At 43.8% G+C, this 16,951-nt stretch carries 11 protein-coding genes; 10 read left to right on the plus strand and 1 reads right to left on the minus strand.

Annotated features, from left to right (window positions below; all coding sequences use genetic code 11):
* Window positions 1–9 precede the first annotated feature (9 nt).
* The 7 genes from B9Y69_RS15660 (at window position 10) to B9Y69_RS15690 (ending at window position 11,231) form a co-directional block, all read left to right on the plus strand.
* The gene (locus B9Y69_RS15660) at window positions 10–1,647 is read left to right on the plus strand and encodes a ribulokinase (protein WP_085473912.1); all 1,638 of its coding nucleotides are present in this window, start codon (window positions 10–12) and stop codon (window positions 1,645–1,647) included.
* Window positions 1,644–3,194, plus strand: coding sequence for a sodium:solute symporter family protein (locus tag B9Y69_RS15665; protein WP_085473913.1), 1,551 nt, complete (start codon window positions 1,644–1,646; stop codon window positions 3,192–3,194). Before B9Y69_RS15660 ends, B9Y69_RS15665 begins: the two co-directional genes overlap by 4 nt.
* Before the next feature lie 22 nt (window positions 3,195–3,216).
* Complete coding sequence (locus B9Y69_RS15670) at window positions 3,217–4,143, plus strand: dihydrodipicolinate synthase family protein (RefSeq protein ID WP_085473914.1); 927 nt, start codon at window positions 3,217–3,219, stop codon at window positions 4,141–4,143.
* Window positions 4,144–4,172: 29 nt separating this feature from the next.
* Window positions 4,173–7,214: a SusC/RagA family TonB-linked outer membrane protein gene (locus B9Y69_RS15675; protein ID WP_085473915.1), complete on the plus strand. Its 3,042-nt coding sequence runs from the start codon at window positions 4,173–4,175 to the stop codon at window positions 7,212–7,214.
* A gap of 2 nt (window positions 7,215–7,216) precedes the next feature.
* Window positions 7,217–8,689 (plus strand): RagB/SusD family nutrient uptake outer membrane protein, encoded by a 1,473-nt coding sequence (locus tag B9Y69_RS15680; RefSeq protein ID WP_085473916.1) that lies wholly within the window; start codon window positions 7,217–7,219, stop codon window positions 8,687–8,689.
* 37 nt (window positions 8,690–8,726) lie between these two features.
* Complete coding sequence (locus tag B9Y69_RS15685) at window positions 8,727–9,902, plus strand: sialidase family protein (protein WP_085473917.1); 1,176 nt, start codon at window positions 8,727–8,729, stop codon at window positions 9,900–9,902.
* Between the two features lie 81 nt (window positions 9,903–9,983).
* The gene (locus B9Y69_RS15690) at window positions 9,984–11,231 is read left to right on the plus strand and encodes a DUF3748 domain-containing protein (protein WP_085473918.1); all 1,248 of its coding nucleotides are present in this window, start codon (window positions 9,984–9,986) and stop codon (window positions 11,229–11,231) included.
* Between the two features lie 76 nt (window positions 11,232–11,307).
* On the opposite strand, the gene B9Y69_RS15695 is transcribed toward B9Y69_RS15690, so the two are convergent.
* The gene (locus tag B9Y69_RS15695; protein WP_234991278.1) at window positions 11,308–12,651 is read right to left on the minus strand and encodes a class I SAM-dependent methyltransferase; all 1,344 of its coding nucleotides are present in this window, start codon (window positions 12,649–12,651) and stop codon (window positions 11,308–11,310) included.
* 104 nt (window positions 12,652–12,755) lie between these two features.
* On the opposite strand from B9Y69_RS15695, the gene B9Y69_RS15700 reads away from it, so the two are divergent.
* The 3 genes from B9Y69_RS15700 to B9Y69_RS15710 all read left to right on the plus strand — a co-directional run bounded on the left by B9Y69_RS15700 (window position 12,756) and on the right by B9Y69_RS15710 (window position 16,924).
* Window positions 12,756–13,766, plus strand: coding sequence for a PorP/SprF family type IX secretion system membrane protein (locus B9Y69_RS15700; protein ID WP_085473919.1), 1,011 nt, complete (start codon window positions 12,756–12,758; stop codon window positions 13,764–13,766).
* Window positions 13,767–14,009: 243 nt separating this feature from the next.
* A complete protein-coding gene (locus tag B9Y69_RS15705) occupies window positions 14,010–15,770 on the plus strand; it encodes an OmpA family protein (protein ID WP_159451871.1) in 1,761 nt (586 codons plus the stop codon).
* Between the two features lie 158 nt (window positions 15,771–15,928).
* Entirely contained in the window at window positions 15,929–16,924 is a 996-nt protein-coding gene (locus tag B9Y69_RS15710) for a helix-turn-helix domain-containing protein (protein ID WP_085473920.1), read from the plus strand.
* Window positions 16,925–16,951 lie beyond the last annotated feature (27 nt).

Below are 16,951 nucleotides of genomic sequence, written 5' to 3' on the forward strand. Positions count from 1 at the left end.
CAAGACGCCATGCAAGAGAAACTGGTAATAGGGATGGATTTTGGGACGGATTCTGTGCGAGGTCTATTGGTCAACGCCATGACCGGGGACGTACGGTCTACAGCGGTCTCGTATTTTAAGCGCTGGAAGCAAGGCTTGTATTGTGACCCACAGAAAGATCAGTATAGACAACATCCGTTGGATTATATGGAGTCTATTGACGAAGTATTCCATGCATTACTTACAGGGCTATCACCAGAAACAATTAAACAGATAAAAGCGATTGGTACCAATACAACAGGATCTACGCCGGTAGCTGTCGATGAACAAGGGCAACCCTTGTCTTTGCGGGAAGGATTTTCAGAAAATCCCAATGCGATGTTTATCCTTTGGAAAGATCATACCGCGATTAAAGAGGCAGATGAAATTAATGCGCTCGCAAAAAAATGGACGATTGACTATACACGCTTTAGCGGAGGTATCTATTCGTCTGAATGGTTTTGGTCTAAGATTTTACATGTCAATCGTGTGGACCCTGCATTGGCTAACCAGGCATTTACATGGGTCGAGCAATCGGATTGGATACCTACTTATTTATCGGGTACGACGAAGGTTTCTGCTATAAAACGTAATCGGTGTGCGGCCGGACATAAGGCGATGTGGAATGAATCGCATGGTGGTTTGCCGTCGTCGGAGTTTCTCTGCTCTTTGGACTCTTCTTTTTATCACCTCGTTCATCGCTTTTACACGGAGACGTATACGTCGGAACAAGAATTTGGAACGATCGCCAAGGTTTTTGTGGACCGGTATGGATTTGATGAAAATACGTTGATCACTGTGGGGGCTATCGATGCGCATCATGGTGCTGTGGGGGCTGGAAGTGAAGCATATACTTTAATTAAAGTGATCGGCACGTCCACTTGTGATATGTTGGTCGTCCCGAAGCAGGATAACCCGCCTTTGGTCGAGGGGATATGTGGACAGGTGGATGGATCGATCGACCCCGGGATGATTGGCTTTGAGGCGGGACAATCTGCCTTTGGTGATATCTATAACTGGTTCAAGAAGATGATGCTTAAGCCCGTTTTTGAAGTCGAAGGGCTGGATCTTTCGGACAGACAGCGTGAAGTGCTGGAAAATAATTTCTTTGCTTATATAACGCGGGAAGCGCAAGCGATCCCCTTGACCGCGGAGGATATGTTATTTACCGATTATCATAATGGAAGGCGGACGCCGGATGCAGATTTTACCAAAGTGGCGGCCGCTTCTGGTTTTGCACTGGCTACCGGTGCGGGGCATATTTTTAAAGCACTGGTCGAAGGGACCGCATTTGGGTCAAAGGCGATTATCGATCGGTTCCGTTCCTATAATATTCCGATAAAAGCGGTTATTGCTACGGGAGGGATTCCCAATAAGGCTCCCTATGTGGTGCAGGTGCTGGCCGATGTGCTCGCTTGCGATGTACAGGTCGTAGATAGTGACCAGACCTGCGCATTAGGTGCTGTGATTTGTGCCGCGGTATCAGCAGGTGTCTATCCAAATATAGATGATGCTAAATTAAAACTTGCAGCAAAGGTTTCAAAAACATACCATTGTAATCCGGAACGCGCGGCTATTTATGAAAAATTGTATCAGGCATATAAAAAACTAACACAACTTGAATTATGAAGAATCTACCCATACTTGATATTGTAATAATCTTGGTCTACCTCGTCGCTATGGTGCTGGTCGGTGTTTATTTCTCCCGAAAAAATAAATCGGCGGATGAATTTACTCGAGCTGCGGGACGTATACCGGGGTGGGCAATTGGAATATCGATCTATGCCACATTTTTAAGTTCCAATACTTTTTTGGGGGTACCGGGGAAGGCCTTTGGAGGCAATTGGAATGCTTTTGCTTTTAGCCTCTCCATGCCGTTTGCAGCCTGGTTAGCGACCAAATATTTTGTTCCATTCTATAGAAGTACCGGGGAAGTGTCTGCGTATACGAATCTGGAAAAACGATTCGGTACTTGGGCGCGGACCTATGCGGTGGTTTGTTTTCTGCTGACGCAGCTCGCCCGTATCGGTTCGATTTTCTTTGGAATCTCTCTAACGCTCCAGGCCTTAACAGGTTACAGTATGGTGGTTATTATGGTGGTAACGGGGATCTGTATCGTTATATACACGGTAATGGGGGGCATCGAGGCCGTTATTTGGACCGAAGTGGTGCAAGGGATATTAAAAACTATTGGCGCGCTTATCATTATCTATCTCGTGGTAAAGGAGGTGCCAGGAGGTTTTAAGGATATTATTGATGTGGGGATTGCCGAGCATAAATTTAGTCTGGGTACGATGGATTTTGATTTTGTCAATTCGTCATTCTGGGTTGTTCTTTTGTATGGCTTCTTTATTAACCTGAACAACTTTGGTATGGACCAAAACTATGTACAGCGATACCACACCGCTTCGAGCCCTAAAGAGGCTAATAAATCCGTTTGGCTTTGTGTTTGGATTTATGTACCGGTGTCTTTATTGTTTTTTATAATCGGGACCTGTCTTTATACGTACTACCTCCAGAATCCTGCGCTGTTGGATTCGATTAAATTACAGGCGGCATCGGAACAGTTGGGGCTCGCTATTCAAAATCCACAGGTAGCAGAATTAGCAGCCACTTTGAAACCATCGGATTATGGTGATAAAATAATGCCTCATTTTATGGTGTACATGATTCCTACAGGATTGCTGGGGCTGATTGTTTCGGCCATATTATCGGCGGCGATGAGCACCATAAGCTCCGGGATGAATGCCTCTGCAACGGTCTTTACAGAAGATATTTATAAAAGATACTTCAATAAGGAGTCTTCGGATAAGAACAGTTTGAAAATACTCTATATCGCTACGGTCATCGTCGGTGTAATCGGTATGATCTGTGGTATCGCCATGATTGGTATCAAGAGCTTACTGGATGTATGGTGGACATTGTCCGGAATATTTGCGGGCGGAATGCTGGGTCTCTTTCTACTGGGACTGATCAGTAAAAAAGCAACGAATAGCGATGCCATTATTGGCACAATTGTGGGGATCTGCGTTATCCTTTGGATGACATTCTCTTATCTGATCCCCGAAAATATGGCCTATCTACGTAATCCATTGCACGCCAATATGATTATCGTGGTCGGTACATTGACTATATTTTTAATTGGAAATATAAGCCGAAAACTAAGAAGAAAATAAACTAAAAAACATATAAAATACTATGATTAGGAATAATAAAGAATTTATTCCCGTGATGCTTATGCCCTTTTTTGAGGATAAGACTATAGACTACGGGGCGCTGGAATATCTTATCGAATTCTATTTAGAAGCGGGTGCAAAGGGCTTGTTTGCGAATTGCCTGTCGAGCGAAATGTTCGAGCTTTCTAAGCAGGAGATGGTGGAGTCGGTATCCTTTATTGTACAAAAGGTGAACGGCAGGGTGCCAATCGTAGCGACAGGTACTTTCCCTGGGGCGATAGAACAACAGGCTGCATTTGTAAAGGAAATTTATGCGACAGGAATCCAGGCAGTAATTGTGATCACCAGTCTGCTGGCCAGCGAGCACGATAGTGAAGAAGTATTCAGGTCGAATGTGAAGCAATTATTGGCTTTAACAGATGATGTTCCTTTAGGATTTTATGAATGTCCTGTGCCTTACAAACGGGTCATCGATCCGACGTTTCTCGGCGAACTGGTGCATACGGGGCGCATTACCTATCATAAGGATACTTCCCTAAATCTAGCAAACGTCCAGAAAAAAAATGAAGTAACGGCGGACGTCGCTGATTTTGGTTTGTATGATGCATACATGGCGCATGCCGTTGCTACATTGAAGGCCGGATCAAGAGGGCTGTCCTGTATTCAAGGAAATTATTTTCCGGAGTTGGTTGTGTGGTTGTGCAATAACTTTAACGACGATGTACAGCAAGATAAGGTGGACGAGGTACAGCAGTTTTTTATCGACAATATGGATGTTATGCATTATGCCTATCCTGCGTCCGCAAAATACTACCTCCAAGGTACATACAGTTGGATGGGGACCACATGCAGACGAACTGATATTGAACCGTTAGATGAAGAAACAAAAATTAAACTTAATGAACTAAAAGATAGATATGATACATTAAAAATGAAAATTTTCCAATAGAATGATAAACCACTTATAAAAGTATAGTTATGATAAACAAACTTAAAATTTTGATCCTGTTTGCGCTCGCTCTGGTAGCTTACCAGGGGAATGCACAGCAACAGATTACCGGACTGGTCAAAGACCAAGCTACCGGTGGTGTTGTTATCGGCGCTACAATAGTAGGCGATAAAGGAGGGAAGACTAATTCGGATGGGCAAGGACGATTTAGTATTTCCTCGGGTAATACGACAATCGATGTAAGTTACGTCGGTTATCAATCGCAGCGTATCCGTTTGGATGGTCGCACGCATTACGATGTGCTTCTTGTTGCACAGGAAAGTGCACTGGAGGAGGTTGTGGTAATTGGTTATGGTACTTCTAAAAAATCAGATATAACGGGGAGTGTTAGCAGTCTGAATGAGAAGGACTTTAATAAAGGTGCAAATATTTCACCGGAGCAGTTGATCGCAGGTAAGGTATCGGGGGTGCAGGTGGTGCAAAGCAGTGGGGAGCCGGGAGGTGGTATTTCGGTGAATGTGCGCGGCGTCGGATCGGTGAACGCGGGTAATTCGCCTTTGTATGTTGTGGATGGATTTCCCATCGATAATTCTGCAACAGTAGGGGGAACCGGAGCGAATTTCACAGGAATGAAATCGGCTAGAAATCCACTGAATGCCATAAACCCGAATGATATTGCGTCCATTGAGGTGTTGAAAGATGCTTCTGCTACGGCGATTTATGGTTCTAGGGGCGCAAATGGAGTGGTGCTTATCACCACGAAAAAAGGAAAGTCTGGCGGTTTGAACGTAAATTATGATGCGTATTACGGTGCGCAAAATGTACAGCGTGACATTAAGATACTGTCAACCCAACAGTACAAAGATGTGATCAATGGCTTAATTGATGCGGGAGAGGGAACGGCCAGCCAACGTATTGGTGATATCACGGAGGGAACAGATTGGCTAGCTCATATGTATTCCAAAAATGCACCGATACAGAACCATAATCTTTCATTTTCAGGGGGCAATGAAAATACAAAGTACCATACGTCGCTTAACTATTTTGGGCAGGATGGCTTATTGATTAATTCGGACAATAAGCGGTACAGTGCACGTGTGAATCTGGAACATACGGCAGGTAACTTTAAATTGGGGACCAATATTACGAGTTCCTATATCAAAGATAATTATGTCGCCAATGGTATGGATTTGAATGAGCGAGCAGGTATTATCTATGCGGCTATTGCCTATGATCCAACCTTACCGATTTATAATGCCGATGGAACCTATAAACTATCTCCGGATATGAATATAGATAATCCCTTAGCAATTGCGAATGGGAAAACATCGCAATCAAATCTGTATCGCACGCTGGGCACGATCTACGGTGAAATGAAATTTCTCGAGGATTTTACCGCGAAGCTAAATGTTGGAGCCGATATTTCGAATCAACGCCGCGATACCTACGTCGATCGGCAAACGATCGAAGGACGCGCGAATGGAGGGATCGCTAGTATTTTACAGGGAACAAGCACCAGCTATCTCGGTGAGTTTACACTCGGGTATAAGAAGAGATTGGATATGCATGACTTGAATTTTTTGGTGGGTATTACCGGCCAACAGTTTAATGATGTCTCTTCTTCTTCTCAAGGTAGTGGCTTCTCTTCGGATGCTACAGGAACCAATAATATGGGGCTTGCGGATCCGACCAAATTTATTGTCACCAGTGGCCGTACGCGAAACAGCCTTTTGTCTTACCTCGGGCGTGCTAATTATAATTTATACGATAAGTATTTGTTTACGGCATCGCTGCGTATTGATGGTTCATCTCGATTTGGAGCGAACAATCGCTATGGCGTGTTCCCCTCTTTTGCTTTTGGATGGAAGCTGGAGGAAGAGGAATTTATCAAGCAGTTGGATTTCTTTAATACCCTGAAACTGAGAACCAGCTGGGGAAGAACCGGTAATCAAGAAATTGGAAACTACCAATCCATGTCTACTTATGGTGGAGGGCAGAAAGCGGTGATCGGAAACGCACAGGTTAGTACTACGACCCCTAGCCGTATTGCGAATCCCAATCTGAAATGGGAAACCTCAGAACAGTTGAACTTCGGTTTGGATTATGGGTTCCTGAAAAATAGAATATCCGGTAGCATCGATGTGTTTTATAAAGATACAAAGGATATGTTACTAAATCTGGCGGTACCGCGCACGACAGGTTTCTCTACGATGATGACCAACGTGGGAGCAGTACGAAATTCGGGTATTGAGTTTTTGATGAATACCCGAAACATAGAAGGTGCGTTTAGTTGGGAAACGACTTGGAATTTTGCGTGGTTAAAAAATCTGGTGAAAGACCTGGGGACGAATACAATTATTTACAATGGTTCTGCGGGAGGAACGTCGAATGTATCCATTATCAAGGTGGGACAGCCGATGTATTCTTTTTACGGCTATGAGATCGATGGTATATGGCAGAAAAATGATGATTTTTCGGTAACTAAAGATCCGGTGGTAGCGGGTGATTTCAAATATAGAGACATCAACGGTGATATGATTGTGAACGCCGATGATCGTGTGGTAATAGGAAACTCTTTTCCAAAGTATACGGCATCACTAACGAATAATTTTGACTATAAGGGCTTCAATTTAAATATCTTCATCGATGGGGTGTTTGGTGTTAATATGCTGAATAATAATTTGGTGGATACGTATTTTCCAGCAAACTTAAAACGAAACCGATTAGCAGACCCAATGCTTAACCGATGGACTGCGGACAACCCCTCGACGGTATATCCTTCTTTTGTAAACCCGTTAAAACAAGGTAAGAAAGAGGTTAATTCGTATACGGTTGAAGATGCAAGTTATGTTCGGTTGAATACGGTGAAGTTGGGGTATACGATTCCGCTTCAAAATACGAAATATGTAAAAGGGATCAACCTGTATGTAGTCGGTCAGAATCTCGCTATTATCACCGATTATACGGGCTATGATCCTTCGATTAACCCAAATGGAAGCGGAGCTAGAATCGATTGGAATGCTTATCCAACGGCGCGTACATTTATGTTTGGTATAAATTTAAACTTATAGTTATGAAGATTTTAAATAAATCCCTATTATATCTTGCTCTGTTGGGCGGAGCATGTAGTGTTCAATCGTGCAATGATTTTTTGAAGGAAGAAGTATATTCTCAATTATCTCCTACGAATTACCTAAAGACTAAAGAAGGGTTGACTTCTGTCCTCTACGAAGGCTATGCTAAAGCGGCCAATATGAATAGTAATAATTCGATATATGTGTTAGGGCCACAGGAGTTCGCGACGGATGTATTATATCAAAGTGGCGATAATGTGGAAGCTACGATCCGAAATTTCAGAGACTTCAACTGGGATCCTACTATGGATTTTTTGATCCAGAATTGGGATTCGCCGTATCAGTGTGTTCGGAATGCTAATATCGTTTTGGAAAATATCGCGGCTTCTAATCTTTCTGATGAGGAGCGGAAATTATATGCGGCTGAAGCTCGTTTCTTGAGAGCGATCTCTTATTACAAGTTGTATTTCTTCTTTGGCCCAGTTCCCTTACGTACTTCAACGGACGAGGCTTTAAGTTTACCTCGGGCGACGGACGAGGTGATGACAAGTTTTATTGAGAGCGAATTGAAGGTTGCGGTTGCGGATCTACCTAATCCTGGTGCAGAAAAAGAAAAGTATAGGGCGCATAAAGCCGCTGCTCAAGGTTATTTGGTCAAGTTTTACCTCAATACGAAGCAATGGCAAAAGGCTGCGGATACATCCGCTGAATTTATTAAGAATTTCAACTTTACTTTATTTGGGGAGTATAAAGATTTGTTTAAGGTAGAAAACGAAAACAATAAGGAGTATATTTGGGTGAGGCCTGCTATTGCTTCGTCTGATCGAGCTACAGCCAATAGCTGGAGTAATGTTTCTTTCCCTGAGAATTTTAAATCGGCACCCCAAATCGGACTTACGTTTAAGTCGAGCTGGCTGAATTGGCCAAATGAGTTTAGGATTTATGATGAATTCTATAATTCCTTTGAGGCAAATGATAAGCGAAAGAACTTGATGATTACGAGTTACATCAATAATGCGGATCAGACGGTAAACTTGTTGGGAACAGACAATGTGCGATCGTTCAAGTACTGGCCGGATCAAAATCATGTCGGTGCGGCGCATGGTAACGATATTCCGGAAATCAGATTATCTGATATTTATCTTTCGTATGCGGAGGCACTCAATGAGCTACAGTACCCGAACCAAGTGGCCTTTGATTACCTGAATTTGGTCCGTAAGCGGGCTGGATTATCTGATCTAACGAGTGTTGTGGTGACCAGTAAGGATATGTTCAGGGATCGGATTTTGGCGGAACGCGGGCATGAGTTTTATAACGAAGGGCATCGCCGGATGGATATGATCCGGATGGGTAAGTTTATCTCAGATGCGGTGCGAAGAGGAAAGAATGCGAGCGCGCACCATGTGGTGTATCCTATACCGCAGGTCGTTATTGATTCTGATGCTCAGATTAAACAAAATACAGGTTTTTAGGAGCTTGATATTAGAAAATTATAAAACTAGTTATATTATGAAAAGATATTTTTTTATGTGCATCGTCCTTTTACTGGCTTTTAAAGACGGTTTTTCACAACAATTCTCTCACGTGCCGGGTACGGTAGTGCATTATCAGCCTGCGAGTACGCAAAAGTATATAGGTTCTCCCAGCTTGGTGATATTGCCGAATGGTGATTATGTGGCGTCTCACGATTTTTTTGGTCCACAGAGTTCCGAATGGCAACAGGCTGTAACGACAGTTTATCGGTCGAAGAATAAAGGACGCAGCTGGAAGAAGGTGAGTGAAATCAATGGTGCTTTCTGGAGTTCTTTGTTTGTGCATAACGGGGAGCTGTATCTCTTGGGGCCAGATAGGCATCACGGTACCGTGCTTATCCGTAAATCTCTTGACGGCGGAAAGTCTTGGAGCAAGCCAACCAATAAAGAGAATGGGGTCATATTGACCGGCGAATTTCACTGTGCTCCGATGCCTGTCATTGAACATAATGGCCGGCTGTGGCGACCGATGGAGACGGCGCATGGCCCTGTGTTAAAATGGGGAGAGCGTTACGGTGCTATGGTGATGTCGGCAGCTGTGGATGCAGACTTGATGAATGCGAAATCATGGCAGACGAGTACTACGTTGTTTTTTGATAAAAGTTATCTTAATGGAAATTTTACAGGTTGGCTTGAAGGGAATTTTGTCGTAGGTCCGGATAAGCAGCTATGGAATATGCTTCGTGTGGATGATAAGACGACGTTAGATGAGAAAGCTGCTATGGTGAAAATTTCTGGTGACGGTAAGGAGCTGAGCTTTGATCCGGTTAACGGGTTTATCCCATTTGATGGTGGAAGTAAGAAGTTTGTTATTAAGCATGATGCGGAAAGCGGGTACTACTATACATTGACCAATTCAATTCCTGAGCGTTATAGACATGTTGATCCAAAACGCACGAACCCGGCGAGCTATAGAAATGTGTTGATGCTTCGTAAATCGAAGGATTTGAAAAACTGGGAGGATGTACAGGTGATTTTAGAGCATAAGGATGTGGTGAACCATGGGTTTCAATATGTCGATTGGTTATTTGAGGGGAACGATATGATTGTTTTATGTAGAACAGCGTATAATGATGGTCAGGTTGATGCGAAAAATAACCACGATGCCAATTTCTTAACGTTCCATCGGATAGAAGGATTTAGAAAACTGTAGATTCACTAATTCATTTCAGAAATGAACCTTTTATCACGATGTTTATTAGTTAGTTTTTTACCTTTTTGTTTTACAAGTTGTATGAATGAAGTTCAGGTTGTCGCTTTGACCCAATCGGCGGGAGGTCACACGATTCACCATAATAGTATTTTTTCTCCTGATGATGAATGGATTGTTTTTGATGGTCGTAATGATGATACCAAAATCGGTGAAACATCAACCATAGGCATGGTTCATGTGAAGACGGGCGAGGAGAGAATGTTGTATAAAACGAATAATCAAACAGTCTATGGGCCTGGTGTAGGTGCGGCCTCGTTTAGTCCGAAAGAAAATACGGTGTTGTTTATTCACGGGTTATATGATGCTGACGCGGTGAAACCTTATGATATGACCAGGCGTTTTGGCTTGGCCATTCATACAGATAAGCCCATGCAAGGCATACATATGGATGCCCGGGATGTGGTAAGTCCGTATAGGCCTGGATCGTTGCGTGGTGGTACACATTCGCACTGTTGGAGCAACGATGGACAGTTGATCAGTTTTACCTACAATGATGAGTTTGTAGACCCTGATTTGCGTGTTGTTGGTGTGATGATTCCGGCGGACAAGGAGATTGTTGTTCCCGTTTCTAACGGGAATAATAATGGTACCTATTATTCGGCGATTGTGAGTGATGTGGTGCGAGAACCAAAGTGGGGGTCGGATGAAATCTCGAAGGCATTTGATGAATGCTGGTTAGGAGGCAGTGGCCAGTTTACGATAGCTTTTCAGGGAAATACAAGAAATGAAAAAGGAGAGACCATAACAGAGATTTATACCGTAGGTATCGATCCTGAAATGATTCGAAAGGATGCGGCTGCGGTAGGTCGCGAAGGAGAGCGGCCACGTGTGCCTAATGGGGTTCGACAACATCGGTTGTCACGGACAGTCAAAGGACTCTCAGATTTGAGACATTGGTTACGTGCATCTCCGGATGGAAGTTTTGTGTATGCATTGGCAAAGGATGATAAAGGACAAAATCAATTGGTACAATGTGAGGTGTCGACTGGGGAGTTGACGTATATATCACGTTTTGATTTTTCCATTTCCTCTCCAATCAATATCAGTTATCAAGGCGATAAAATTACTTTTGTAGCGAATAATAACGTATATGTGTTTTGGCTGAAGTCGAAGAAACTCGAGAAGTTAACGTCTAATTCCGTTACGGATTTGAAGATCGTTGGTGTTCCGGTTTTTTCCAGGAAAGACGATAAGATTGCCTTTAATCAATTTGTAGCAGAAAAAGAGTCTGAATATATCCAGATTAAGCTGATTAATCTTGTTGATTAAACAAAAAAAGAAGGTGTCCCAAAAGGCACCTTCTTTTTTTGTCTGTATAAGGATTTTACTATCTTTTTATTTCGTCTTACCCTTCCAAGCCTGTTAACCGCTCCAGGTGGTGGTATCCGATGCCGAAGAACGATTTGCTGGTACGGATCTTTTCGCGGATCTCTTGCTGACGTTGCGGCGTTATGGTCTTTTTAACGCCTACAACGAGGACATTCTTTGGTGTATGTGCATCTGATACAAACTGGAAAACCTTGGTTTGATACCCGTGATATTCGAGGATTAAGGCCCGCAAGCCATCGGTTACCATCTCTGCCTGCCGCTCCAAGAAGATGCCATGCTGCAAGAGAAAGTCGAGCTCATTTTGTTTTTTGGAGGCTTCCATCTCCCGACGGATCTGTTTATGGCAACACGGCGCCACAACAATCAGCTCGGCTCCATGTTGTATCCCTTTGAAAATGGCATCGTCGGTAGCGGTATCGCAGGCATGCAGCGCAATCAAGACATCAATAGCGCCTACAGGCTGGTAGTCTTCTATCGTGCCTTGCACAAACGAAAGTTTGGTAAAGCTCGAGTCGGCCGCAATCTGGTTACAGAGCGTCACTAAATCGTCTCGGTATTCTACCCCGATGACCGAAGCCTCTTTGTTCAGTTCATGGCGAAGGTAATCGTATAGCGCAAACGTAAGGTATCCTTTGCCTGCCCCCATATCGACAACCTGTAAGGGGCGCTCACTCGGAAGCTCCTTGAGCATGCTGCTTAACAGTTCAATATAATGATTGATCTGCTTCCACTTGTCTTGTGCATTCTTGAATACATTTCCTTCCGCATCTGTCAGCCGCAACGCTTGTAGGTAAGTCTTGCCAGTGGCTTGAAGCTTGCGGCTCTTTTCCTTATCGTGGCTGTGGCTTTCTGCTTTCAGCTGGGTTGGTTTTTCCCGTTTGGTAAACCAATCTCCTTTATTACTGAGCTGTGCGCTGAGGTTTTCCTCCGTGGTGAAGAGTGTGGCTGCCCGGAAGCCCGAGGCATCAAGCTGGCTTTCCACTGCCGCTATGCCTTCAGCTATGCTGTAGTTCTTGGTGATATCGCGCGTCTTGTAGCGATAGGTAAACGATAGTTTTAATTCCCGTTTGATCAAAACTGCTTTGACATAAAGATTCTTCAGCTCGTTCTCGGAACCTTTGTAATTACCCAACGATAGTTTTACGAAGGTCTTTGCCTGCAAGCTTTGTTGCACTTGTGCTATAAACGTAGAAAAATGATCCATATCCCAAAAATTGATGGGCAAAGATACGGTTTTTGGTGGACTAGGTAAATCTGCTTTCCGTCCTTTTGTGTTTGCTTCCAAGCTTATTATGGTCTCTGTTGGGTAGATAAGATAATAGCTTTGCAGCCTTAAAGCTATGTACACTAAGATGTTCATGGTTTATTGATCTGTGGTTCCGCTGTCTGAACAGAAGTTTGCATACGGCGACAGTGAATGCGACACAGAAAGATCGGTCGAGGAAACAATAAATTCAATATAAGATGAAAGGTAATTTGAGATATGTTGCTTTGAGCTTACTGCTGCTATTGGGCGCTAAGTCTTATGGGCAACAGAGCATACAATTAACACAGTATGTCTTTAATGCGATTAGTGTGAATCCAGCCTATGCGGGGTATAAAGAGGAGTGGTTTGGGCAAATGGCACTACGCAGCCAGTGGACAGGTTGGGAAGGCGCCCCGAAAACAGGGACGATCTCTATCGATGGGGTGGTGGATCCTATAGATCAGCGGCATGGTGTGGGGTTGCAGGTGTCTGTAGATCGCCTAGGAGCCCAGTCGGCGACTTCTATTTTTGGAAACTATGCGCTTCGTTTACAATTGGATGAGGATAACACCGAGCGTATTGCTTTGGGTGTTGGTGTGGGGTTAACCCAATATGGGTTGGACGGTAATAAGCTACGGGCCGAGGATACGGAGGATGTGGTTATTCCAGCAGGTAAAATCAGTAACTGGAAACCAGATATCCGACTGGGTATTTATTACTACAACGCGAAGTGGTATGCTGGCGTTGCTGTGCAGGATCTATTTGCTTCGTCGACCGATAACAAAGAATTCCGATTCAATGAGAATGCCCTAGCGAGCTTGTATCGTAATGTAAGTGCTTATTTTATTACAGGTGCGCTGTTTGAGTTAGAAGAAGGTGTATTTCTGCGTCCGAGCTTGTTAGTGAAGGATGATTTTAAAGGACCGACATCGCTGGACCTAAATGCCATGTTTGTTTTTAATGATAAGTTTTGGATTGGAGGAGGTTACCGCACACGTGCTCGTGTTTTCAAGCGTACCTATTTTGATAAATCTGCGGAGAAGTTATCTTCTGTGAATGCGATAACAGCTTTGGCGCAGTTTTATGCGACGGATAAGATTCGGATCGGGTATTCGTATGATATGATGCTGGGTAAGATGAAAGGTTTGCAAAGCGGCACGCACGAAGTGACCCTTGGTGTAACATTGGGGCAGTCGTTCAAGCGTATTTCAAACCCACGTTATTTTTAGTGCTGTCCGATAAGGCGGTGAATCTCTCTTAAAAATATATACTCTTTATCGATGATGAATACGAAAATAAGTCACTTAGTCACTTGTATGCTGCTGATCGCTTTCTCGGGAATACAGCTGCACGCGTAGGAACAGCCTAATCTTAGAAAACGAGCCACACAGTTTTTTAACAAATATGAATACGCCCATGCGGTAGAACTTTACGAACGGTTGGTGGATGTAAAGAAGCCCCGTTTTTCGGATATGGAAAAACTGGCGGAATGCTATTATAAGCTACAGGCTTATGACCTGGCGGAAAACTGGTATACCCGGGTGTTAGAAGACAAGAAATTGAAGCAGGTAAACCTGTGGAATTATGCCGATGTATTGAAGCAGAACGGGAAGTATAAAGAAGCCAAGCAACAGTATACGCGATATGCGAACAAATTTGGTTCTTCCGCGCGAACGACCTTAGCCATGGAGGGTGCCGATTCGGCTATGCGTTGGATGGCTAAGCCAACGGCGCATGTGGTGCGCAATGAGCGATACATCAATACGGGATTGTCTGAGTTTGCCTTGTTCCCGATAAAAGATGGAGCTTTGTATGTCGGAGAGCCTCAGGTTGGAGACGTTAAACGAGATGCCACTACGGGACAATCTTTTATGCGGATTTTTAGAGCAGATCGGACAACATCTGATGGGAAGTTAACGAATGCGGCACAACTTACGGAGGACTTTAATCAGTCGGAATACCACGTGGGGCCGGTGGTCTGCAATGCTGCAGAGGATGTTTTTTACCTGACCCGAACATATTCCGGCGAGAAGACCGAGCGAAACCGTTCAAATGGATACCGTTTCCATAAACACAATCTGGAGCTTAAAATCTATAAAAAGATTGCGGGTAGCTGGGTGGAAATGAATTTTCCATATAACAATGTGAAGGCTTATTCGCTAGGGCATGCCGCATTAACGGCGGACGGAGAGACACTGTATTACGCGTCGGATATGCCGGGCGGATATGGAGGAGTGGATATATGGTACAGTGTGCTGGGGGCTGATGGTGTTTGGGGGAAACCGCAGAATGCAGGATCCATGATTAATTCGGCCGGTGATGAAGTTTTTCCAACCGTACATGGCGACTATCTCTATTATTCGAGTAATGGATTTGTGGGGATGGGCGGACTGGATATTTTTCGCGCAAAAGGGCAGCGTTCCAGTTTTTCAGAACGTGAAAACATGCGTTTTCCAGTAAATTCGGCGTCCGATGATTTCGCCTTCGCACTGGTGAAAGATACGCAACGTGAAACGGCAGGATACCTTTCTTCGAATCGGAAGTCGGGTGCTGGAGCGGACGATATATATGCCTTTGAACAGCATAGTGCGGAAGTGAAAATGAAGCATGAAGGGTGGGTGTATAGTAAAAAGGATAACAGTGCGGTGACCAGTGCTTCGGTGACTTTATTTGACGAAAATGGACAGATGATTGGACGGACGCAAACGGATCCAAAGGGAGCTTTTTCGTTTAGATTAGAAGAAAATAAAACATACAGTATCGTGGCGGAAGGAATGGGCTTTCATATGGATTCGCTTTTTATTAAAAAGACTATACCAGAGCAAGATACGGTCCTTCGGACGGTGTTGCACTTACAGCCTATAAGCCGGGTGGGCGAGAAATTCGTGCTGGAGAATATTTTCTACGATTTTAATGATTTCACGATTCGGGCTGATGCTGCGATCGTGCTGAACCAGCTGGCACGCACGATGCGTGATAACCCGTCATTGGTGATTGAATTATCGAGTCATACGGATAGCCGCGGAGCTGAACTTTACAACTTGAAACTTTCTGAACGCCGCGCACATGCTGCGGTCGATTACCTGGTTAGTCGAGGGATCGCCCGAGATCGTTTGATTGGCAAGGGATATGGAGAGAGCCGCCTGGTGAATCGCTGTGCCGATGGTGTTGTATGTTCTGATGATGAACATCAAGAGAACCGACGGACGGAGGTTGAAATACTCGCATTCTAAAATGAGTCTACGAGCTGAAAAGATATTTTATTGCAGAAAAATATCTTTTCAGCTATAGGTAAATAATACTTTTTTTTTCTTAATTTTCTTTTGTTCAATTTATTGGTGTTAAGGATCATGGGACGTTTAATGGTTGGGCATGCTAATGCATACGTAATATGATTAAATTAAACCATACATATACTTTTGGCCCGGAGTGGCAATATGAGTTTGTTAAAGGTCCAGGATGGGAACTGGTCGATGACAAGATGATTATTATTCCGCCAGAGGTAGGGGAAGGGGGTAGCTATTTTACGCCAGTTATGCCGGGCCTTTCAGTATTGGTTTTAGATATGACCCTGAAAGAGCAGCTTTTCATCAACAGAAGAGAGGTCGAAGACGATGATATGTATATTGCTTATTTCGACCTGAGCAAAGATGCCCCCACCTATGTGGTCGCTGGAGTAACCAATAAGATGGGCTTTAGTGCCCGCTTAAACATGGCGCTTATCAATGGGAGCCAGGGGAGTGAGGTCGTTACGCCAATCGATGCCGATGTATACACCATTCGTTTGATGATTTCGAAAGAGCTCCTGATATCACTCGCCAAGGAAAGTGGTGATTCCGAAATCAGTAACTGGATTTTGCAGGCCTCTGGGCAGGCCGTTTATTACTACGGACATATCGATAGCAAGAGTGTCTTGTTGATCAATGAACTCAAGCGCAAGAGCATGTATGATATTGCATTTGATGCGAAGCTCAAAGGGGTAGCCTTGCATCTGCTCTATTACTTGGTGGAACGTGGTAAGGACATGAGTTCGGTGCTCCACAAAATTTCAATTCATGACCTTAAAGAAATTGAAGTCACCACAGATTATTTACTTAAAAATTTACTCGACGTATTTCCGGGATTAGCTTTCCTTGCTAATATGACCAATATGTCGGTCTCCAAATACAAGTCCGTTTTTAAAAATGCGACCGGTGTTTCTCCAAATCAGTTTTTTGTTAACGAAAAGTTAAGGCTTGCAGAGGCGATGCTTTTGAGTGGAACGTACAAAAACGTGAATGAAGTGGCCTACGAGCTGGGTTACAACAAGCCGGGGCACTTCGCAAACCTCTATAAACGAACGTTTGATGTCAAACCAAGTGACGTCTTTATTCGGAGGAAAAATTAAACTACACGATTAACCTTTGGTTTAAAT

Source organism: Sphingobacterium psychroaquaticum (genome assembly GCF_900177625.1).
In the GTDB taxonomy this organism is placed as follows: Bacteria; Bacteroidota; Bacteroidia; order Sphingobacteriales; family Sphingobacteriaceae; genus Sphingobacterium; species Sphingobacterium psychroaquaticum.